General features: G+C 33.0%; 16 protein-coding genes and 2 tRNA genes. 7 read left to right on the top strand and 11 right to left on the bottom strand.

All coding sequences use genetic code 11. The features are described 5' to 3' along the window. Positions 1-84 precede the first annotated feature (84 nt). Entirely contained in the window at positions 85-1,401 is a 1,317-nt protein-coding gene (locus tag EI427_RS13255) for an MFS transporter (protein WP_126615402.1), read from the top strand. 75 nt (positions 1,402-1,476) lie between these two features. On the opposite strand, the gene EI427_RS13250 is transcribed toward EI427_RS13255, so the two are convergent. After that, positions 1,477-3,087 (bottom strand): M43 family zinc metalloprotease, encoded by a 1,611-nt coding sequence (locus EI427_RS13250; protein WP_126615400.1) that lies wholly within the window; start codon positions 3,085-3,087, stop codon positions 1,477-1,479. A 132-nt stretch (positions 3,088-3,219) separates the two neighbouring features. Between EI427_RS13250 and pyrH the strand changes: the two genes are divergently transcribed. Continuing rightward, on the top strand, positions 3,220-3,927 hold the full coding sequence (gene pyrH / locus EI427_RS13245) for a UMP kinase (protein ID WP_126615398.1): 708 nt from the start codon (positions 3,220-3,222) through the stop codon (positions 3,925-3,927). A gap of 42 nt (positions 3,928-3,969) precedes the next feature. Beyond that, a complete protein-coding gene (gene frr / locus EI427_RS13240) occupies positions 3,970-4,533 on the top strand; it encodes a ribosome recycling factor (RefSeq protein WP_126615396.1) in 564 nt (187 codons plus the stop codon). Between the two features lie 87 nt (positions 4,534-4,620). On the opposite strand, the gene EI427_RS13235 is transcribed toward frr, so the two are convergent. From EI427_RS13235 to mfd, 5 genes are all read right to left on the bottom strand, one after another. After that, on the bottom strand, positions 4,621-5,541 hold the full coding sequence (locus EI427_RS13235) for a universal stress protein (RefSeq protein WP_126615394.1): 921 nt from the start codon (positions 5,539-5,541) through the stop codon (positions 4,621-4,623). Between the two features lie 104 nt (positions 5,542-5,645). Then, the gene (locus EI427_RS13230) at positions 5,646-6,467 is read right to left on the bottom strand and encodes a purine-nucleoside phosphorylase (RefSeq protein WP_126615392.1); all 822 of its coding nucleotides are present in this window, start codon (positions 6,465-6,467) and stop codon (positions 5,646-5,648) included. 65 nt (positions 6,468-6,532) lie between these two features. Further along, a complete protein-coding gene (locus EI427_RS13225; protein WP_205727856.1) occupies positions 6,533-8,812 on the bottom strand; it encodes a Tex family protein in 2,280 nt (759 codons plus the stop codon). 201 nt (positions 8,813-9,013) lie between these two features. After that, positions 9,014-10,243 (bottom strand): gliding motility lipoprotein GldJ, encoded by a 1,230-nt coding sequence (gldJ, locus tag EI427_RS13220; RefSeq protein ID WP_126615390.1) that lies wholly within the window; start codon positions 10,241-10,243, stop codon positions 9,014-9,016. 157 nt (positions 10,244-10,400) lie between these two features. Then, complete coding sequence (mfd, locus tag EI427_RS13215; protein ID WP_126615388.1) at positions 10,401-13,769, bottom strand: transcription-repair coupling factor; 3,369 nt, start codon at positions 13,767-13,769, stop codon at positions 10,401-10,403. 227 nt (positions 13,770-13,996) lie between these two features. Here mfd and EI427_RS13210 point away from each other — a divergent pair, with 227 nt between their 5' ends. After that, positions 13,997-15,871 carry an LTA synthase family protein gene (locus EI427_RS13210; RefSeq protein ID WP_170178463.1) on the top strand — a complete coding sequence of 625 codons (1,875 nt, stop codon included), beginning with the start codon at positions 13,997-13,999 and terminating at the stop codon, positions 15,869-15,871. Positions 15,872-15,937: 66 nt separating this feature from the next. On the opposite strand, the gene EI427_RS13205 is transcribed toward EI427_RS13210, so the two are convergent. From EI427_RS13205 to EI427_RS13195, 3 genes are all read right to left on the bottom strand, one after another. Next, positions 15,938-16,588 carry a phosphatase PAP2 family protein gene (locus EI427_RS13205; protein WP_126615384.1) on the bottom strand — a complete coding sequence of 217 codons (651 nt, stop codon included), beginning with the start codon at positions 16,586-16,588 and terminating at the stop codon, positions 15,938-15,940. 178 nt (positions 16,589-16,766) lie between these two features. Beyond that, positions 16,767-16,841 (bottom strand) — tRNA-Pro (locus tag EI427_RS13200). Between the two features lie 8 nt (positions 16,842-16,849). Further along, a tRNA-Ser gene (locus tag EI427_RS13195) sits at positions 16,850-16,934 on the bottom strand. Between the two features lie 247 nt (positions 16,935-17,181). Here EI427_RS13195 and EI427_RS13190 point away from each other — a divergent pair. Then, entirely contained in the window at positions 17,182-18,156 is a 975-nt protein-coding gene (locus EI427_RS13190; RefSeq protein ID WP_126615382.1) for a vWA domain-containing protein, read from the top strand. 75 nt (positions 18,157-18,231) lie between these two features. Here the strand turns inward: EI427_RS13190 and prmC are convergent, their stop codons facing one another. Then, on the bottom strand, positions 18,232-19,065 hold the full coding sequence (gene prmC, locus EI427_RS13185) for a peptide chain release factor N(5)-glutamine methyltransferase (protein ID WP_126615380.1): 834 nt from the start codon (positions 19,063-19,065) through the stop codon (positions 18,232-18,234). A 225-nt stretch (positions 19,066-19,290) separates the two neighbouring features. Between prmC and EI427_RS13180 the strand changes: the two genes are divergently transcribed. Beyond that, the gene (locus EI427_RS13180; RefSeq protein ID WP_126615378.1) at positions 19,291-19,779 is read left to right on the top strand and encodes a hypothetical protein; all 489 of its coding nucleotides are present in this window, start codon (positions 19,291-19,293) and stop codon (positions 19,777-19,779) included. A gap of 487 nt (positions 19,780-20,266) precedes the next feature. Further along, positions 20,267-20,635, top strand: a complete 369-nt coding sequence (locus EI427_RS13175) for a hypothetical protein (protein ID WP_126615376.1) — start codon at positions 20,267-20,269, stop codon at positions 20,633-20,635. Positions 20,636-20,724: 89 nt separating this feature from the next. Here the strand turns inward: EI427_RS13175 and EI427_RS13170 are convergent, their stop codons facing one another. Continuing rightward, positions 20,725-22,023, bottom strand: coding sequence for a Y-family DNA polymerase (locus EI427_RS13170; RefSeq protein WP_126615374.1), 1,299 nt, complete (start codon positions 22,021-22,023; stop codon positions 20,725-20,727). Positions 22,024-22,053 lie beyond the last annotated feature (30 nt).

Here is a 22,053-nt window from a genome sequence, read left to right as displayed (position 1 = left end):
AGTAAAAGACCTTCAATATCTTTGTTTTACCTAAAAGAAATAAATGATTATTAATCAACACAACGACCCTGTAAATAATATATTATGTTAGAAATTCAAAAAAAATTATCATCCTCATTTTTCGTACTTCTCAGTTTACCCTCTACGGCAATGGGTTTTGCCCTTTCTATACAAATTGCTGCTCTGAGTTGGATTTTAAATACTAAATATGGTTTCGATATTCATGAAGTTGGAATTGTTTGGGCAGCGGGTCCTATAGCAGGTATTATCGGTCAGCCTTTAGCAGGTTTAGCCTCTGATAAAGTTTGGTTTTTTGGAGGAAGGCGCCGTCCATTTATATTAATAGGAGGGGTACTCACTTCGTTAATGTTATTAGCATTACCAAATATTCATATTATTTCTGATTTCTTAGGCTTTGAACCTACAAAAGCAGTTGGAGATTTAGCAGAAGGCCAATTTGCAGCGTCTATTTATGTTGCAATTGCAGTAGCATTAGTACTTGATTTATCTATAAATATAAGTTTTAACCCAACAAGGTCTATTATTGCAGACGTCACAAATGATGATACCGTAACAAAAGGATATACTTGGATGCAAACAATATCTGGTACTTTTGGTGTATTAGCCTATTTTATTGGTTCTGTTTTAGGGAATAATGAGTTAATTTATATCGGTGTTTTATTAGTATTTGTCTTTTCTGTAATACCAGTCTTCTTTATTGAAGAGCCAAAGAGTTTAAAAGAAACTAATGAGGAAATTCATGAAGGAAAATCAGAAACAGATAAGGAAGGTTTTATAAAAGTATTACTAGCACATGCACCTACATGGTTAGGTATTCAAACTATGTTTGTATTTATGTTTGCTTATGTACAGCAGAAATATCCAGACTTTTCTTCTAAAGAAGTAGGAAGTGTTATTAACTGGTCTTTCTTAATATTTAATGCTGTTGCAGCTGTATTGCCAGCATTTATCTTAGAACCAATAACGCATAGAATAGGAAGAGTGAAAACGCATGCAATTTGTATTGGTATAATGGCTTTAGGTTACGCTGGTATGATTGCTTTAGGTGGTACGTCAGAATATATGATTTACGGTATGATGGTTATTCTTGGTATTGGTTGGGCAGCAACAGTATCACTTCCATTTGCTATAATGTCAGAGAAAGTAGAAAAATCAAAAATGGGATTCTATATGGGTATATTTAATTTATCTGTAGTATTACCTCAATTAGCAGTATCAGTTTTTGTTAGTAAATACCTTGCTGAAGCAGCAGATAAAACAGTAATGTTCTACATCGCAGCAATTGCATTAGGAGTATCAGCAGTTTTATGGTTATTTGTAAAAGATAGTACTTCTCCTGAAGAAGGTAAAGTAAAAACTACAGGTGGTGGTCATCACTAATAGTAAATAGATATATACAAAAAATGGCTTGATAATACTTTCTGTTTATCAAGCCATTTTTTTATGTTGTAAGATCTATAATTTAATACAACGTTGTGTAAATACACCAAGATCTGAGCTCAGTTTCATAAAGTAAGTACCTCTAGGGTAACTGCTCAAATCAATACTAACTTCAGCAGAACTAGTATTGATTTCTTTTGATAAAATTAAGGCTCCAGAGGAAGACCAAACTTCTAATAAGCCACATTGACTAATGTATTGAGCAGGTTTCAATTTAAAAATACCTTCCGAAGGGTTAGGATAGATAGTGAATTTTTCTCTTTGCTTTGTATCTAAACCCACTATTCCATTATAGATTGTAATCGTATTAGATGATTTTGAAAATGATGCTCCTGTATTATTAACAGCATAAACTCTATAAGTCACCCTAGTATCTACACTCTCTGATGTTACTGAGAATGCGTTATCATTTGGAGAAAGAATAGCACTAATAATTTTATACCCTTGTTTATTTATCGATTTTTCAACGATAAAGCCAGATACATTATCATCTTCACTAATAGTCCAAGTTAAAGCATTTAAGTCTGTACCAGGATTTACTTCTAATGTAATTGTACCTGTAGGCATATTTTGATTAAGTGTATTTCTTGCAGGAGCATCAGTTAAAATTACATCAATTCTAGATTTCTGATCAAGACTAAACATCGTCATACAAGAATCATTTGTATAGTCCATATAGTTTTGATATTGGCTTGAATCAAATATTAATGCTGCAGAATCACAAAGTAATTTGACTTCTTCTCCTGTAGTGGCATTACAATAACGCGAGCCTGAATGTGAACTACTAATTTGAGGCGTGTCATCACAATAATCATCTTTAGAACAACTTGCACTACCTACACCCCATATATGAAGTAATCCAAGGTAATGCCCAAGTTCATGTGTCAGCGTACGTCCTAAATCATAATGATTTTCTAGATCATAACCTTCATCAAATTCATTAGATCCAAAGAAATGAGTATCTATAACAATACCATCTCTCGAACTTGTCGCAACTTCTCCGTTACTTACTTGATCTAAACCCTGTAAATCAGTGTAATTAGGAAAATAAGCATATCCTAACCAGTTATTCGTTAATGGTACAACCCATATATTCATATACTTTTCATGATCCCAAATATTGTCAGCAATAATCTGATCAACCTGAGATATAGAATATTCATCATCACCCTTTAAAGAACCTTGAATTCTATTTATCCCTGGCTCAACCAGTACTTGACCATCCGGACTATAAACAGCCATTTTTAATTCTACTAAAGAATTTACGGCATCAGATGAAAATTCATCTAGTGTTTGAGTACGATTATTATTCTGGTGTAATAAGTCTCTATTCGTAGAATTTATCTGAGAAAGTATTTGTTCGGATGAAATATTATTATGTTTAGTATTTTTTTCATCAAGATTATAGATTACATGAACAATAACAGGTAAATTAGAGATGTTTGTTCTGTTCATCGCATTTACTCTTCTATTAGAAAGGTAAGATTTTGCCTGACTATAAGTAAAAACGGGTTCATGTAATGTACTTCTACAATGTCTTTGAAGAGGTATTTCCTGAGCCGTAACGATAGAAAAAAATGAAAAAAATAGTGAAACTAATACTGTAATTTTTTTTATTGATAACATGTTTGAATAGAAACAGTAATAAAAAATACTAAATTATTGTTATGCAATATGATAAGTTTTTAGATAACGTGCATATTTTAGTACATCATTTAAATGACTTTTTTATATTTGCAAAACTTCAAATTGCCATATATGAAATATAAAAGAGTTCTTCTGAAATTGAGTGGCGAAGCCCTAATGGGTGAGCAACAATATGGTATTGATCCAAATAGATTGGAACAATACGCAAAAGAGATTAAAAAAGTAGTAGACCAAGAGGTCGAAGTTGCCATTGTTATCGGAGCAGGAAACATTTTTCGTGGAATGCAAGCTAGTAAACTAGGTATTGACAGAGTTCAAGGAGACCACATGGGTATGCTTGCTACTGTTATTAACGGTATGGCATTACAAAGTGCTTTAGAAGGTGCAGGTGTTTATTCTCGTTTAATGTCAGGTATTCAGATGGATCAGGTTTGCGAACCGTTTATCCGTAGAAGAGCTGTACGTCATTTAGAGAAAAACAGAGTTGTAATTTTTGGTGCAGGTACAGGTAATCCTTATTTCACTACAGATTCGGCAGCTTCTTTAAGAGCTATTGAAATTGATGCAGATGTTGTATTAAAAGGAACAAGAGTTGATGGTATTTACACTTCGGATCCCGAGAAGAATCCAGATGCTGTAAAAATCGATGAGTTAACTTTTGATAAAGCACTTTCTGATAATTTAAAAATTATGGACCTTACAGCTTTTACACTTTGTAAGGAAAATAAATTACCAATTATTGTATTTGATATGAATAAGCCAGATAACTTATTCCAATTAATGTCGGGTGCAAAAGTAGGTACTATTGTAACGCAGTAAATAATTAAACTAGATTATTAATTAATCATTAAAGATAAAGTAATGGAAGAGGAAATAGGAATGTATATAGATGAGGCTAAGGATTTAATGGAAAATGCCATTAAACACACTCAACATGAATTGAAAAAAATTCGTGCTGGTAAAGCTTCTGCTTCAATGTTGGATGGTTTAGTAGTAGATTACTACGGAGCACCAACTCCTATTGGCCAAGTAGCATCAACTTCTACACCTGATGCTCATTCTGTAGTTGTTAAACCTTGGGAAAAAAATATGCTTGCAGGAATCGAGAAGGCAATTCGTGATTCTGATTTAGGTGTAAACCCAATTAACGATGGTGAGCAAGTACGTATTAACATGCCTCCATTAACAGAAGAGCGTCGTCGTGACCTTGTTAAAAAGGTGAAAGGCGAAATCGAAAAAGGTAAAATTAGCCTTAGAAATGCACGTAAAGAAACTAACGATGGCTTGAAAAAGTTATTGAAAGACGGTGCCGCAGAAGACGCTGTTAAAGATGCAGAAAAGACAGTTCAAGATCTTACAAATAGCTTTACAGCTAAAATAGATCAAATATTTGTTGAAAAAGAAAAAGATATCATGACTATCTAGTCAGTGAAAATTTTCTAATTAAAAAATCCCTTAAACTACATCTAGTTGTAATTTAAGGGATTTTTTAATTTAAAGGTGTTTACCTTTTTAGATCTCTAGTAAAGCTCCAAATAAACCAAGGTTTCTAACTCTATCTTTAACAACTAAAGTAGATATGGTGGTATGTTGCTTAAGTAAATTTTCTGTAGTGCTACCAATAAAAGTAGCTGCTAAAGCAGATCGACCTCTAGACCCCATAATTATAAGATCAGCATCTTCTACTAACGATATATTAGAGATGATTTTAGCTTCATTATTTCCATGTTGATCAAAGTGTAACCTTAACTTGTAAGTTATACCCTCTAAATCAAATTGTTTTAAGAAATTCTTACACCTTTTTTCAGCATGTTGCTGTAGAACGGATGCATATTCTTGTTGTGTTTTTCCTGATGTATGATAGCCGGTAGGTAGCGCATAAATATGAATTATCACTAATTCCATATTATTTCTTTTTGCTACTTCTATTGCATCTTTCATTGCCTTTTTAGACATCTCAGAAAAGTCGATAGGAACAACTGCCTTTTGAATCGGTACTTTAGGATTTTCTGATACGGTTAATACAGTACAGAAAGCATATCTTGTTAATAGACGTGCTATTGTACCACTACCTTCAGCGATATTTTTTTTACCTGCAATAATAAGGTCAACTTTATTTTTACGAGTTGCCTTTAATATTTTATTTGTAGGATCGTTAGATTCGCCAATTTGAATCGAAAATTCAATATTACGCGTATTTAGGTCTTTATATTTGTCGACTAAGGCTTGCATTTTCTGCTCAGCCATATCTTTTCTCGTGACTAATTTACCATTATATTCAACTTCTTCGTTTGCCGAATTATCCTTCAAAATATGAAGTAAGATAATTTTCTTTACTAAGAATACAGGAGATGCAGTTAAAGAATACTTTAAGATTGCATCATCTATATATGTTAAGTCTAGAGGTAAAAGTGCCGATAGTGTCTTATCCATAATTATAAGATGGTATAAGTAGTAAGAAGGTGATTGTACTGTTTAAACTCTTTAAAGTTAATTTACGCAATTTACGTGCTTAATTGTGAAAATTTAATCAAATATTAAATTTTTGTGAGTAAACCACCTATTAATTTCGATAAATGTGGTTCTGCATTACGAGCATTCGCTAAAATTTCTTCTAACTCAACAGGTTTTAAAGCACCTTCATAACATAAATCTGTCACAACAGAGACTGCAAATACAGGTAACTTCATTTGTACAGCAACTATTACTTCTGGTACTGTAGACATTCCTACCATATCAGCTCCAATAATACTTAAGTATTTATATTCTGCTTTTGTTTCTAAATTAGGTCCTGTAACAGCTGCGTATACACCTTCGTGAACAGGTAAATTATTTTCTTCAGCAATACTTTTTGCCTTTTCTATTAACTCTGCATTGTATGGTGCAAACATATCTGGAAAACGATCACCCCATTCTGCTTCATTTTTACCAATTAGTGGATTTCCAGACATTAGGTTGATGTGATCATTAATAATCATCAAATCACTTTTTTGGAAAGATGGGTTAATACCTCCAGCAGCATTAGATATAATTAAGGCTTTCACACCTAGAAGTTTTAGAACTCTAATTGGAAAGGTTACCTCTTTCATGTCGTATCCTTCATAAAAATGAAAACGACCTTGCATTGCTACAATTTTACGACCATTTAAATAGCCAAAAATTAAACGTCCTTTGTGTGACTCAACTGTTGATAAGGGAAAGTGAGGAAGCTTTTCGTAAGATAGGTCGTACTTAATATCAAACTCATTCACTAGACCACCTAATCCAGTGCCAAGTACAATTCCTACCTCAGGTTGAAAACCATCAATTAATTTTTGAATTTTTTCAACACAAATCTCTACTTTTTCTTTATGTGTCATTGTTGTAGTGTTCTTATTTAAAAACGACTACTTTTCTTTACAGGAAAGTAGTCGTTATTATATGTCTATTTGAAACGATTTTTCAACATAGCCAATTTATCTTGCATTGACATGTTTTCTGTGTTTTCTTCTTTCTCTCTTCTCTGAGGTTGAGCTGCTTGAGGTTTTCTATTAATAGCTTTTTTAGGAGATGATGTTCTTGCTCCTCCATCGCCATTTGACCCCTTCATTGAAAGGGCAATTCTGTTTCTAGAAATATCAATATCTGTAACTACTACTTGTACTTTTTGATGTACTTTGACAACCTCGTTAGGGTCTGAAATGTATCGATCAGCCATTTGGCTTAAATGTACAAGCCCATCTTGATGAACGCCTATATCTACAAAAGCACCAAAATTAGTGATGTTTGTAACAATACCAGGAAGTTTCATTCCGATAGTTAAATCAGTCATTTTTTCAACACCTTCAGCAAATTGAAATGCCTCAAACTGTTCACGAGGATCTCGTCCGGGCTTAGCTAACTCTTTTAAAATATCTGTAAGTGTTGGAATACCTACACTATCAGTTACATAGTTATCTAACTTGATTTGTTTATGTAGGTCTTCTTTTGACATTAAATCTTTAATTGTAACACCTAAATCGTCTGCCATTTTTTTAACAATAGCATAACTTTCTGGGTGTACAGCACTTGTATCTAATGGGTTTTTAGCATCACGGATTCTCAAGAAACCAGCACATTGTTCATAGGCCTTAGGTCCTAAACGAGCTACTTTTTTTAGTTGAGTTCTACTTGTAAATGCTCCATTTTCATTTCTGAAGTCTACAATATTTTGTGCAATGCTAGGGCCTAAGCCAGACACATAAGATAAAAGTTCTTTACTTGCCGTATTTACTTCTACACCTACTGCATTTACACAACTCATTACAACATCATCTAAACTTGCCTTCAAAGCACTTTGATCTACATCATGTTGATATTGTCCTACGCCAATTGATTTTGGATCAATTTTCACTAGCTCTGCTAATGGGTCCATCAATCTTCTACCAATAGAAACCGAACCTCTTACCGTAAGGTCATGATCTGGGAATTCGTTTCTAGCTATTTCAGAAGCAGAATAAATTGAAGCGCCACTTTCGTTTACAACAACAACTTGTACATTTGATAAACCTAAGTTTCTTACAAACGATTCTGTTTCTCTACTAGCAGTACCATTACCAATTGCGATAGCTTCGATATTATGTTTTTCACAAAGGTATTTTACCGTAGCTCCAGATTCTGCCATTTTACGTTGAGGCTCATTTGGATATACAGTAGTATTCTCTAATAATTTACCTTGGCGGTCTAAACAAACTAATTTACAACCTGTTCTAAAACCAGGGTCTAGTGCAAGTACACTTTTTTGACCAAGTGGAGCAGAAAGTAAAAGTTGTCTTAAGTTCTCTGCAAATACACCAATAGCTTCTTCATCTGCTGCTTTTTTAGACATTAGACGAGACTCTGTTTCCATTGATGGCTTTAGAAGACGCTTATAAGCATCTTTTACCGCCAATTGAATTTGATCTGCACTTGGAGTTCTACGATCAACATGTATATCTTCTAATAAATATAATGCATCCTCTTCTTCTGGTGAGCAGTCTAAAGAAATAATCATTTCTTTTTCAGCTCTTCGCATGGCTAAAACTCTATGTGAAGGAGCTTTACCAACGGCTTCAGTCCAATCGAAGTAATCTTTATACTTAGTACCTTCATTTTCTTTTCCTGGGATGACTCTTGCCTTGAAAGATCCTTTTTTCATGAAAAGAGCACGAATTTCTTGACGAGTTTCTTGGTCTTCGTTAAGACGTTCAGCTATAATATCTCGTGCCCCTGCTAATGCTTTTGTAGTATCTTCTACATCTTTTTCAAGATTGATAAACTTCGCAGCTTCAGTTTCTATATTAGTAGACAGGTCTGGAGATAATAATAAATCTGCCAAAGGTTCTAAACCTCTTTCCTTAGCAATACTTGCTTTTGTCTTACGCTTTGGCTTATAAGGAAGATAAATATCCTCTAAAGCAGACATTATTTCAGCTTTATTGATCTTACTTTTTAATTCATCAGTAAGTTTACCTTGGTCATCGATACTTTTTAAGATGCTTTCGCGTCTTTTATCGAGTTCTCTTAATTGTAAAGCTTTATCTCTGATATCAGCAACTTGGACCTCATCCAAACTACCAGTAACTTCTTTTCTATATCTAGAGATGAAAGGAACTGTAGCTCCATCATCTAATAATGCTAAAGTATCTTTAACCTGAGCTTCTGATATGCTCAGTACTTGAGCAATTTTATTTGTTATGTTCACCATTGTATTTTACTATGCAAAGGGTCATTAATATTATTGCGAAAATAACTTTTTTATCAATTTAAACCCTATCTATAAGGTACAAATGATTGATTATTTTATGTATTGTTCTAATCTATAACGACATAAAAAAAACCTTCAATTATCATCGTAATGAAATTGAAGGTTTTTTTATCTTAATATCTTAGCTTAAAAGCGTAAATCTTAATTTTCGCCTGGGTTGATCATTGCACAACGGAAACCGATAGTTGCAGTTGCTGAATCTTGATCTAAGAAACGACGAGTACCTGCTGCCATCCAGTAAGCAACGTCTTTCCATGAACCACCTTTATATACACGGATAGAGTTCGATATGAATGATTCATATTGACGAACATAACCGTAAGATTGGTAATTGTAACCTTGTTCAGGACCATCTAAGTAGTCATTTTTACGAACTGGGTTTAAATCATCCATATCTGCATATGAAAGTGGACGGTAAATATCTTCTACCCATTCAGAAACGTTACCGGCCATATTATATAAACCGAAATCGTTTGGAGGGTTATCATAAACACTTGATGTAACCATTGCTCCATCGTTCAATTTACCACCGATACCAGCGTAATCACCACGACCACGTTTGAAGTTAGCCATCATATCACCCATGTGATCACCGTAAGGATTTCTTACTGAATGACCAGACCAAGGATAAATACGACGTTCAGAGTAATTTTCATCGATATCTTGTAAACCGATAAGTGCTTGAGCTGCGTAATCCCATTCAGCTTCTGTAGGCAAACGGAATGCAGGAAGAACGACACCAGATTCTAATGGAATTGGTTCTCCATTTTCAGCTGCTTCAGCTTCTTCATCAGTACCATCGCTTACTGCTAGGTTTTTATTTACTACAGATGTACGCCATGCACAATAGTTTTGTGCTTGAGTCCATGTTACACCAACAACTGGGTGTTGACGAAAACCAGGATAACGTAAGTAGTGATCAACATATTGATCATTGAATGCTAATTGCTCTGCCCAAACAGTAGTATCTGGTAATGCCTCTTCATAAGATATTCCTGATACCGAAGAATCAGTACTTACATAATGTAAGTAGGCTAACCAGTTAATATTTGACACTTCTGTTTCGTCCATCCAAAAAGATGCTACAGATACAGTACGTTCTAAGTTATCACGAGATTTCATTAAATCTTCCTCGTAAGAACCTAATACAAAACGACCACCTTCGATGTAACGCATATTTGGAACTTCTGGCATTCCATTATACTCTCTTACAGCGAATGAATTATCGTCTTTTCCATTATATTCTAAACCTGTTGCGGTATCATATCCTCCCGGATTTTCTGCAGTTGGCTTAGAAGACTTAGCACATCCAGTTACTACTAATGCTGCTAGCAGTGCGGAAGCCAATTTGAGTAGATTCCTTTTGCTCATGATATTATAGATCTCTATTTTTCTTATGCACTCAATTGAATGCATGTTAATTGCTTAAAAAGTGTTTCACAAAACAATAGTGAAACGTTACCGAAATCCATAATTCAATAATTGTACCTAAAAAGCTGAGTTGTGAATATTTTTAAAAATAAAGTGATTATTTGTTTAATAGATATAATAGTTCTAACCCTTTATTAATGTCTGTAATCTCTTCAATATTAAGGATTAATCGCTTTTTAGTCTCTTTTATCTGACAAATTTTAGGATGTGTCTGTACATACATTAATATTTTTCCAAATTCATCCGATTGATAATACTCTGCATGTGTGTGCTCTAATAAGTATGCTTTTAAAGACTCATTTTTAAGAATAAGCTTCTCCATTCCAAGTTTTTGAGCTACCCAACGCATTTTTACAGTAATCAGTAAATCTGTTACAGGTTGAGGAATCGGACCAAATCTATCTTGAAGGTGTTTTGTGAATTTCTCCATTTCTTTCTCATCTTTTAATTTATCTGCTTTCATATATAAATTAAGACGTTCAGAAATATTTGAGACGTAACTATCAGGTATTAAAATTTCAAAATCTGTTTCTATAACAGTATTCACCTTAATAGATTGGGCTTCTAATTCTGTTTTAAAAAGATCTGCAAATTGTGTTTGCTTAATTTCTTGAACAGTTTCTTCTAAAATTTGATTAAATGTATCAAAACCCAAGTCGTTTATAAATCCAGATTGTTCACCACCCAATAAGTCGCCTGCGCCACGAATATCAAGATCTCTCATAGCTACTTTAAACCCATCGCCTAAATCAGAAAATTCTTCTAATGTAGATAATCGTTTTCTGGCATCAGATGAAAGTCCAATGGTAGGTGGGGTCAATAAATAACAATATGCTTTTTTATTCGACCTACCCACACGACCTCTCATTTGATGTAAATCTGATAAACCAAACATATGTGCTTGGTTAACAATGATTGTATTTGCATTTGGAATATCTAAGCCTGACTCAATAATATTAGTAGAAATTAGTACATCATATTCTCCTTGGATAAAACGAAGCATAATTTTTTCTAATTGAGGTCCATCCATTTGTCCATGTGCATAAGTAACTTTTGCATCTGGTACTAATTGCATGATTTTATTGGCGAAGTGTTCTATATCTGCTACTCTATTATGGACAAAGAATGCCTGTCCTCCACGAAGTAGTTCATTATGTATGGCATCACGAATTACTTCATCATTTAAAGTAGTAATTTGAGTTGTTACAGGTTGTCTATTTGGTGGAGGTGTTTCAATTACAGATAAATCACGAGCTCCTAATAAAGAGAAGTGAAGCGTTCTTGGAATTGGTGTCGCCGTTAATGTGAGCGAATCAACATTAATACGCATTTCTTTTAATTTCTCCTTTGTTTTTACTCCAAATTTTTGCTCCTCATCAATAATCATTAAGCCTAAATCTTTAAACTCAACGTCTTTACTTGTAATTCTATGTGTACCTATAAGTATATCGACTTTACCCTCTTTTACTTTTTTGAGTGTTTCTTTAATCTGCTTTGTTGTTCGAAAACGATTGATGTAGTCAATATTACAAGGCAATTCTGCCATTCTAGCTAAAAATGTTTTATAGTGTTGCATTGCTAGAATAGTAGTAGGTACGAGTATTGCAACCTGTTTACTATCACAAACAGCTTTAAATGCAGCTCTTATTGCTACTTCTGTTTTACCAAAACCTACATCACCACAAACAAGTCGGTCCATCGGATACGGTTTTTCCATATCATCTTTTACTTCTTGTGTAGCTCGTGCTTGGTCTGGCGTATCTTCATATATAAAAGAAGATTCTAGTTCAGCTTGTAAATAACCATCTTTATCAAATTGATATCCTTTAGCATCTCTACGTTTTGCATAAAGTTGTATTAATTCTGTGGCAATATCTTTAACTCTCTTTTTCGCTTTCTTTTTCTTATTTTCCCATTCAGGAGAACCTAATTTACTTACAGTAGGTTGTTTGCCTTCTTGACCAGAGTATTTTGATATTTTATGGAGTGAGTGTAAACTGAGATAAAGTAAATCGTTATCACGATAAATTAAACGGATACTTTCTTGTTCTTTACCGTTGATTTTCATTTTCTCCATGCCTGCAAACCTACCAATACCATGGTCCATGTGAGCAACAAAGTCTCCAGCTTTTAATTCGCGAAGTTCTTTAAGAGTAAGTGATTTATTTTTAGAATATTTCTTTTTACCCTTAGGGGAATGGAAACGTTCAAAGATTTCATGATCTGTAAAACAAGCTATGTTCATTTGTCGATCAATAAAACCACCTCTTAAACTTAAATTAAGTTCTTGAACAAAAAGGTTTGGCTTAATTTCTTCGAAAATAGTTTGTAAACGTTCTAACTGTTTTGGTAAATCAGAAACAATAATATTTCTAGTACCTTCTAATTGTTGTTTTTCCAAAGCTTCTCCAAGCATATGGAAATTTTTATTGAAAGAAGGCTGAGGTTGTGTATCAAAAGTAATGGTTTCGGCAGTACGGAGCCCTTTTCTGTTTCCAAAAAGAATGCGGTGAGATTTTCCTAGAAGTTTTGTGAAGTCTTTTTTCGTTTCAAAAATTTCTTCGGGTTTATTAATAATATGTGTTCCTCCGCTAACTTTTAAAATTTCATCAAAAGATTCGACTGCACGTTCAAAGTATTTATCAATTGTATCAACTAACAACTCATAATCTTTGATCCATATTGTGGTTTTTGGTAAGAAATCCAAGAGTGATTCTCTAACTTCTTGTAATAGCTTGTTGTGTACATTGGGAACAATAGGAGCATGTTCTTTTTCACCCTGAGACAACTGAGTGATGGGGTCAAAAGTTCTGATGCTTTCAATTTCATCACCAAATAATTCGATTCTAAAAGGTAACTCATTTGCATAAGAATAGATATCTATAATACCTCCTCTAATGGCAAATTGCCCTGCCTCATAAACAAAATCAGTTGGTTCAAAACCATATTCTAGTAATAGTTCTCTTAAAAAAGATTGCTCTACATCTTCGCCTACTCTTGCAACATAGGTGTTCTCTACTAAAGATTTTTTATTAATTACCTTTTCTGTAAGTGCAGCAGCATGAGTAACTAAGATTGCACCTTTATTTTTCTTCTCATTTAGCGTACTTAATATTTCTGCTCTTTGAAGCACATTTGCATTTTCTACAGTTGTGAGTTCAAAAGGTTTTTTATAAGAAGATGGAAAGTAAAGAATATCTTCTTTTGGAAGAAGGTTTTGTAAATCGTTGCTAAAATAGATGGCTTCCTCAGCATCATGCATTACAAAAACATGACAACCTTTTGTGTGTATATAAGTAGTAGCGGCAATAATTGCATCTAAACTACCAGACAAACCTTTGGTATATATAGCTGCGGCATTTTCATTTTTTAATTTATCAATTATTAATGCGGTATTGCTATCGTCTTTATATGCTTTAATCAAATCTTTTAGTTCGATTTGACGAATATGTTGTGAATCTTCCATGAACCTCTTTAATATGAGTCTTTGCTTTTATGCAATTACAAAAATAGAAATACGTAGTGAGTTTTTGTTATGATTAACAAGAATTCTTTGTATATCAATGTAATCAATAACTAATTGTCAATTACCTTTGTTAGATTAAATCAAATGTTTTTATTAAAGTTGATATGAACCGTCATAGTATTAAAACATCTATCGTTACCGCAACGCTATATAGATTCTTCTTAATCATGTTGTTATACAGCATAGCACGCGTAGTGTTTTTTCTTGTCAATCAGTCTTATTTTGATGATGTAAACTTGTCAAGATTACTTTTAGGAGGAATGAAGTTTGATTTACCGGCGGTTATATATACTAACTCAGTGTTTATATTATTAAGTATTTTACCTTTTCCCTTTAGGTATAATAAAGGATATCAGAATGTTATTAAGTGGTTTGTGTATATAGTTAATGGAATTACATTAGCAATGAACTTTGCTGATACTATCTTTTTTCAATTTACATCTAAAAGAACAACCTCTTCAATATTTCAGGAGTTTGCAAACGAAGATAATGGTTTCATTTTATTCTTCCGCTTTCTATTTGTAGACTATTGGTACATGACTATTCTATGGATTGTATTACTATTTTTGTTTGTTCAGGCGTATAGAATGATAGAGCCGAAACTTAAGCGACCTGTTCATAATAAATTGGCATATACATTTCAGCATTTCTGTATTTTATTGGTGTATGCAGGTTTACTATTTGGTGCAGCAAGAGGTGGCTTTGATGGTACAACCCGACCAATCTCTCTAAACAATGCAGGAGAATATGTAGATAAGCCTTTAGAAATGTCGATTGTGTTAAATACACCATTTACTATGTTGCGTACCATTAATAAAAAGGGAGCAAAACGTAGAAATTTCTTTACCCAAGAAGAGTTACCGAAAGTATTCTCTGCTTACCATAAAGCAAAACCACGTTCAGATAAAAAGAAAATGAATGTAGTTACAATTGTGATAGAGAGTTTTGGTAAAGAGTATGTAGGAGCTTTAAATAAGAACCCGATTGATCCTGAATATAAAAGTTATACACCTTTTACAGATTCATTAATTTCAAAAAGTAGAGCTTATGTAAATGCTTTTGCCAATGGTAGAAAATCAATTGATGCTTTGCCTTCAGTTGTTGCTAGTTTACCTTCATTTTATTCTCCTTATGTATTGTCACATTATGCAACGAATGATATAAATAGTATAGCATCAGTTTTGGGTGAAGAAGGATATTACACGGCATTTTTCCATGGTGCTCCGAATGGGTCAATGGGCTTTGATGCGTTTATGAATTTAGCTGGTTATAATGATTATTATGGTATGACAGAGTATGCTAATGATGATGATTTTGATGGTACTTGGGGTATTTGGGATGAACCGTTTATGCAATATTTTGCAAATACAATGAACACTTTCGAAGAGCCTTTTTTATCAAGTATTTTTACTTTGTCATCTCATCACCCTTTTAAAATACCAGAGAAATATGAGGATAAATTTAAAGGGGGGCCACTTTCTTTAAATAGAGGAACCCAATATACTGATTATGCATTAGGGAGATTTTTTGAAACAGCTTCTAAGATGCCTTGGTTTAAAAATACAATTTTTGTGATTACAGCAGATCATACCAATCAAGTATATTATCCAGAATATAAAACAAGTTTAGGTCTTTTTAAAGTACCAATTATCTATTATGCACCTTCAGATTCAACTTTAGTTGGTATAGATTCTACGGTTACTCAACAACTAGATATTTTTCCAACAATTGTTGATTATGTAGGCTGTACTAACGATTATGTTTCTTTTGGTACTGATGTAATGGATTCTACATCCCGTCATTATGCTGTCAACTTTTTATCACCGAATATATTTCAAGTAACTCAAGGAGATTATATTTTGGGTTTTGATGGTGAAAAGGTTGTGTTTATGTACAATTATGTAACTGATCCATTACAGAAAAAGGACCTTAAAGGTATGGGGCTAGCAGAAGAAAAGCCACTTACAGATTTAGCAAAAGGTATTATGCAAGAGTTCTCTGAACGTGCCATTGATAATAGGATGGTGCCTGGTAAGAAATAAATTATTTTCAAAGCAAAAAGGCTATTCAAATTAGAATTTGAATAGCCTTTTTGCTTTGAATTATTTTTACTGAGTAACCTTCTCCCAAGGTTTTAATCTCAACCAATTTTTCTTATAAGCAATTACCCACGATACAAGTACAGTTGCTAAACCTACAATTGCACCTGCTGATACATCTACTAAAAAATGTTGCCCTAAATACATTCTAGATATTGCTACAATAAAGCCGAAAATCATTCCAGACAATACACCTTTCCAATTAGGGAAAAGGACAATGAGCATACCTGTTATAACAAACCCTGTAGTTGTGTGTCCTGAAGGAAATGTATCAATTGTATGTAAGTGTACATCAAGTATCTGGGTAAAGGCATCAGCACCGTGTAAACCGGCTGGTCTTAATGCAAATTGACTGCCTTTAAGCAATTGCTCTTTTACTATATAAACAATTATACCATGTATTGCTGATGCCATTACTAATACCGACCAATATTCTTTCTTTACATAGAGTAATAAGAAAAGGAAAGGTATTAAAATAAGACCATCACCTAGATTAGTAGCATATTTAAAAAACTGATCAAAAAATGCTGTGTGGTTTCCATTAAAAAAATGTACACACCAAGCATTTTGAGTTTCATGTGTTACAATTGATAAAATGAATGGGATAAACATTACTAGAATAGAATAACCTAGTAATTTTGCTTCCTTAGTCTTAAACATAGTATTCTTAGTTAAGAGTATTTCAATGGATATAAACAGCTATTTCCTGATGTTAAGCACTTGTTTACTCAAAAGGAGTAATAAAACTATTCAACTGCTTTTTATCTTGATTTACCCAAAAGTATTAAATTATAGATATAAAAAAAGCGATCTTCATAAGAAGATCGCTTAATTTTTGTCGGGATGGCAGGATTCGAACCTGCGATCCCCTGGTCCCAAACCAGGTACATTAACCGGACTATGCTACATCCCGAACTTTAGCGGAGAGTATGAGATTCGAACTCATGCATCGGTTACCCGATGACAGTTTAGCAAACTGCTCCATTAACCACTCTGGCAACTCTCCATGCACATAAAAGTTTATCATTACTGACATCCTTTTCGTTTAATGCGATGCAAATATAAGAGGTGATGTTCCATTAATCCAAATTGAATTCAATAAAAAAGTGTTAATTAAATTTAGCATATATGCATTGACTTGATATTCAATGATTAAAAAGTTCATTTTTATTTATACTGTTCTATTGCATGAATAAATCTTTTAAATTAGCAGTTGATTTAGATAGATAACGATATATATATTTATAAATAACATGACATTTGCAAGAGAACTTGGTGGAATGGAGTTAGCTCTAATTGCAGCATTTATTGTACTATATGGATTATATCTTTGGAGAATAATACGTGCTAGAAAGTCTTTTAGAGCAAAAGGCGGAGCTACGCTGTATAAATTAATCCTTAGAACGGTATATTTTGCTTTAATGATTTTTGCACTTCTTGGACCCTCATTTGGAGAAATGAAAAAAGAAGTGAAGGCTGTAAGTAAGGATATTTACATTTGTGTCGATTTGTCAAAATCTATGGACGCCACAGATGTAAAGCCTTCTCGTTTAGCAAAACTCAAATTTGAGTTAAAACAACTTGTAAAATCTTTTAACTCTGATAGAATCGGTTTAATTGTATTTACTAGTGATGCTTTTCTTCAATGTCCTTTAACCTATGATGGTAATGCGCTTAATATGTTTATTGAAACGATGAGCACCTCTTTAATATCTAATTCGGGTACAGACTTTGGTCCTCCTTTAGAAATGGCTATTAAGAAATTAGAAGATGCTGAAGAGGGGGTGCCTACTGCTAAACAAGCTTCGAAAGTAATTATTTTAGTAAGTGATGGAGAAGACTTTGGAGACGATACAGGTCATGCTGTGAACGAAATTAAGTCTCAAGGTGTACGTTTATTTACTATGGGTATTGGTACAGAAGAAGGGAGTAAAATTCCTGCAGGATACCGTTTTAAGCGTGATAAAACAGGAAATGATATTGTCACTAAACTTAATCCATCTTCACTTATAGAACTTGCAAGCGAAACAGGAGGAGACTATTATGAAATTAGCAATAAGCAGAATGATATTAACCGTCTGATAACATCAATTACTGAAATTGAAGGGGAGTTAAAAGGTTCAAAAATGGCAGATGTCTCTGCTAATAAATATTACTACTTCTTAATGATTGCATTGTTTTTACTATGTTTAGATGTGCTTTTAGCAGTAAGAGTAATTAAAATTTAAGTAGAAAAAATCACTATTCGATAAAAAAAACTTCTAAGTAATAATTTATGCTTAGAAGTTTTTTTTATGTTGATATTATTGAAGTTGCCCTTCAACCATTCTGTCTTTTCCTTGAAAATCTTTAATAACTCGTGTATTTATAAAGCCATCATTAATCATCAATTGTTCTGTTTCTTTTCCAAACTGTTCATTGATTTCAAAATACAACCATCCACCTTTATTAAGCTTTTTTGCAGCTAAAGCAGAAATCCTTTGATAGAAAATTAAAGGCTCATCATCTTCTACATACAAAGCTCTATTAGGTTCAAATTCTAATACATTTTTATCCATTAGTTCCTTCTCCTTATTCATAACATAAGGTGGGTTACTTACAATTATATCTAGAGTAGGAAAATTAGCTAGATCTTCTTTTAAAATATCCATCTTAGAGAATGTTGTATTAGCTTGTAATAGCACTGCGTTCTTACTGGCTGCTTCTAATGCCTCTACATTGACATCTACCGCCATTGTTGTAAGATTGCTCTCTAAAGCTAAACTTATTGGAATACAGCCAGAGCCTGTACCTATATCAAGCAATACTCCTTCCTTGTGCCTTTGTAAAATAGTGAAAACTAATTCTTCTGTTTCTGAACGAGGTATAAGCGTATCTTTATTCAAGTGAAATTTACGACCATAAAAATCACCATATCCTATAATGTATTGAATAGGCTCGTGGTTTTTCAATCTTTCTAAATCACTTTCAAGTATTTTCACATCAAAATCAATAGCATGCTTATCAAGCATTACATTGATTTTTTTTGCTCCTAATCTTTCTTCCAACCAGAGGTAAGCAATACTACTCGCTTCATTATCGTCATAAATAGGCAGTAATTGTTTGTGTATTTCCTGATAGATCTCTTTTGCTGTCATTTCTTATAATTTTAAATAAAGTAAGAGCTTTACTTTATAGTTTCCAATTTTTAGTTTTTCAACGTTCTTAAATACAGCTTAAAAGATTTTTAATCTTCATTTGCATGAGCAATATTCTTGTTTTTTTATAAAATTAACACGTATTTGAAACAATGTTTCTTTTGAGTGAATTTTCAGAAGAAGTTAAAAAAGGCACTGTAATTACTAATATACTTCAATTTAATTATGAATAAGACGCGTAAAAATGCTGCTCCAAGTAAAGAGGCTATGGTAGAGATGTCCATACAGTTTATAGCTGATGGAGGAGAATGGTCTCTACGTAAATTAGCAACACATTGCGGTACCACTACTAAGGTTTTTTATACTCGATTTGACGGGGAGTATGGTTTGGTAGATGCAATAGTGAAATTTTTAGGAGAGCGTAAGGCTCGTCAATATCAATCAATAGAACAAAGTATAGAGTCTTTTTATAGATATGAAATAGACTTTTACTACGAAAACTCTACGATAGTTCAGTTCTTAGAATCTAAAGGAAGAGGTGCAAATCCTTTTATGCTTTATGTGAGAGATGCTTACATGAAGTTATTTAATGGAGATCAAAATAAAATGATTTTTTCTGGTACTGTAATGCTAGGTGTACAGGCTATGTTGGCACGTGAGGTTCAAGTAGATCACGAATTGATTATTGGTTATTTAACTAAGGGGCTTTCTTAGACGAATAAATACATATTGGTATATAAAAGAAAAAGGTCGTGCTCATAGAGCAGGACCTTTAACAACTTAGCTAAAAACTAAAACCAATTAAAAATGAGTTCTTTATAAATATTCCTCTTAATAAATTAAGAGTACTTTTTATGACTTTGTCAATCGTACTTATCTAACTGTAAAGCTCTTGTTTTTGTTCCAAAAAAGAGGAAAGATTAATACCTATTAACCACTTCTTAGAAAAGTACATTACAAATGTGATGAAAATCCTATTAATTACAAAGGAATTATTCTTAATAAATTAGATAATCGTTGTTTTTTTCTTGAAACGGCCCTTATTAACACTGTATGAGATGTTTTATGGCTTCATTTTAACAAAATATTATTCTGTACGACCTCAAACATCATAATCTACTACTTATAAATCATATAATGACAATACCTTTTTTATAGCTTTCGTTATTTCTGATTATTAATAACTTAATAAGTGAAAGGAATGAAAAAATTGATCATTGTACTACTCGGACTTGTCATCTCTTCTAACATTTTTGCTGTAGATGTAGAAAAATTAGCCAATACAGAATTAATGTCTAAAAAAGGGATCGTTTACGAGAAGGCTGAGGCAATAAATCTTTTAAATGATTATATCGGTGTGTATAAAGAAGGTAAAGCAGTTTACTTATACAATACTACAAATACAGACTTGTTTGCAATGTTTAAAACAGGTGTACGTTCAGCATCTTTAGATGAAGTAGTGAAAACAAGTCAAATTACAAATTTAAACTTTACTGTAAATGGAGATGTTAAAGTGCATATATCTTATTATTCCACTAGTGGAGAAATAATTATCTGCTCTGCTAAATAATAGCCTACTTCTTTTACAAAAGAATGGAAGTCTTCTAAAATTGGATATTTTTTAGAAGATTTTTTTATGTGCATTTTTTTAAGAGTTCTTTAACTAACACAGGCAATTTCATCTAAACTTGTTGTAAACCGTTGAGACTTGTTAGTCTGTTTCATATCAAAAGGGTGTTTAGCAGAAAGCCGTTGTGTGGCAAAAACTAATGTGTTCTTTCCTAATTTTTGATTAATCTTATCAATTGTAGCAGATAACGTACTTTGTTTTTCTAACGCTTCAGTAGAGCAAGGTGTACCAATGGCTAACTGCCTGCTTGTATTAGGTTTTATATCTGTTATATAAACTCCTGCTTTTCTATAGTTATGCTTGTCGTGAAAGAGAGCTTTTAAAAGAGGTAATACAGCTTTTATTAAAGTAGATGTATCGTCTGTAGGCATTGGTAAACAAATACTTTTACTACCAAAGTAAGGGTTTTGCTCTCTGTATTTATCAGTAGTAACAAATACAGATAACCGTTGTGTACAACTATTCTGATTACGTAATTTTACTGCTACCGTAGCAATAAAGCCACTTACAATCTCTTTTAATTTACTCCACGTGTTTACTGGTTTAGCAAATGTTCTGGCTGTACCAATCCCTTTCTTTTTTGGAGCATTATCAATAAACGTATGGCAACGGACTCCCTGTAATTCTTTATAGATACGCCAAACAGGGGTATGCCATTTTTTTTTGATATAGCTTTCAGGTAATGCCATAAAACTTCCAATAGTATAGACATTATGTTCTTGTAAAGATTTTGTATGCTGCCGTCCAATACCCCAGAGTTCATCTATTGGTAGATGAGCGATATATTTTTGTCCTTCCTTGTAACTACTTAATTCGCATACACCAGAGAATGAATCATTTTTCTTAGCAACATGATTGGCTAATTTTGCTAATGTTTTTGTACTGCCAATTCCCACAGCAACAGGAATACCTGTAGATTGTTGAATTACATTATGTATAATACTTCCTACTTCTGTAGTTTGAGCCGATTTAGATACATCTAGAAAAGCTTCATCAATGGAGTAGACCTCTATAGAAGATCCATAATTACGTAATAGCGACATTACTCTTCTAGATAAACTAGCATACAAAGCGTAATTAGAAGAAAATACAGCTACTTGATGTTTCTGGATAGTCGATTTCATTTTAAAGAAAGGCACTCCCATTGTTAAGCCTAGCTTTTTAGCTTCTTTACTTCCTGCAACTACGCAGCCATCGTTATTAGAAAGTACCACTACAGGTCTACCTTCTAAATCAGGACGAAAAACTTTTTCGCAAGATGCATAGAAGCTATTACAGTCTACAAGTGCATATTTTTTTTGTTCTCTACCTAAAATATCTTTTTTCATTTTTTCCAATGATGATGTCTAATACTAAAC

It is taken from the genome of Flammeovirga pectinis, assembly GCF_003970675.1.
GTDB classification, from domain to species: Bacteria; Bacteroidota; Bacteroidia; order Cytophagales; family Flammeovirgaceae; genus Flammeovirga; species Flammeovirga pectinis.
The sequence above is the reverse complement of the archived record's forward strand: the minus strand, read 5'-3'. Positions and strand labels throughout refer to the sequence as shown.

Bases quoted from the DNA above. Each gene is read 5' to 3' on its own strand.
- EI427_RS13255 (WP_126615402.1), top strand. From the start codon at position 85: ATGTTAGAAATTCAAAAAAAATTATCATCCTCATTTTTCGTACTTCTC.
- EI427_RS13250 (WP_126615400.1), bottom strand. From the start codon at position 3,087: ATGTTATCAATAAAAAAAATTACAGTATTAGTTTCACTATTTTTTTCA.
- pyrH (WP_126615398.1), top strand. From the start codon at position 3,220: ATGAAATATAAAAGAGTTCTTCTGAAATTGAGTGGCGAAGCCCTAATG.
- frr (WP_126615396.1), top strand. From the start codon at position 3,970: ATGGAAGAGGAAATAGGAATGTATATAGATGAGGCTAAGGATTTAATG.
- EI427_RS13235 (WP_126615394.1), bottom strand. From the start codon at position 5,541: ATGGATAAGACACTATCGGCACTTTTACCTCTAGACTTAACATATATA.
- EI427_RS13230 (WP_126615392.1), bottom strand. From the start codon at position 6,467: ATGACACATAAAGAAAAAGTAGAGATTTGTGTTGAAAAAATTCAAAAA.
- EI427_RS13225 (WP_205727856.1), bottom strand. From the start codon at position 8,812: ATGGTGAACATAACAAATAAAATTGCTCAAGTACTGAGCATATCAGAA.
- gldJ (WP_126615390.1), bottom strand. From the start codon at position 10,243: ATGAGCAAAAGGAATCTACTCAAATTGGCTTCCGCACTGCTAGCAGCA.
- mfd (WP_126615388.1), bottom strand. From the start codon at position 13,769: ATGGAAGATTCACAACATATTCGTCAAATCGAACTAAAAGATTTGATT.
- EI427_RS13210 (WP_170178463.1), top strand. From the start codon at position 13,997: ATGTTGTTATACAGCATAGCACGCGTAGTGTTTTTTCTTGTCAATCAG.
- EI427_RS13205 (WP_126615384.1), bottom strand. From the start codon at position 16,588: ATGTTTAAGACTAAGGAAGCAAAATTACTAGGTTATTCTATTCTAGTA.
- EI427_RS13190 (WP_126615382.1), top strand. From the start codon at position 17,182: ATGACATTTGCAAGAGAACTTGGTGGAATGGAGTTAGCTCTAATTGCA.
- prmC (WP_126615380.1), bottom strand. From the start codon at position 19,065: ATGACAGCAAAAGAGATCTATCAGGAAATACACAAACAATTACTGCCT.
- EI427_RS13180 (WP_126615378.1), top strand. From the start codon at position 19,291: ATGAATAAGACGCGTAAAAATGCTGCTCCAAGTAAAGAGGCTATGGTA.
- EI427_RS13175 (WP_126615376.1), top strand. From the start codon at position 20,267: ATGAAAAAATTGATCATTGTACTACTCGGACTTGTCATCTCTTCTAAC.
- EI427_RS13170 (WP_126615374.1), bottom strand. From the start codon at position 22,023: ATGAAAAAAGATATTTTAGGTAGAGAACAAAAAAAATATGCACTTGTA.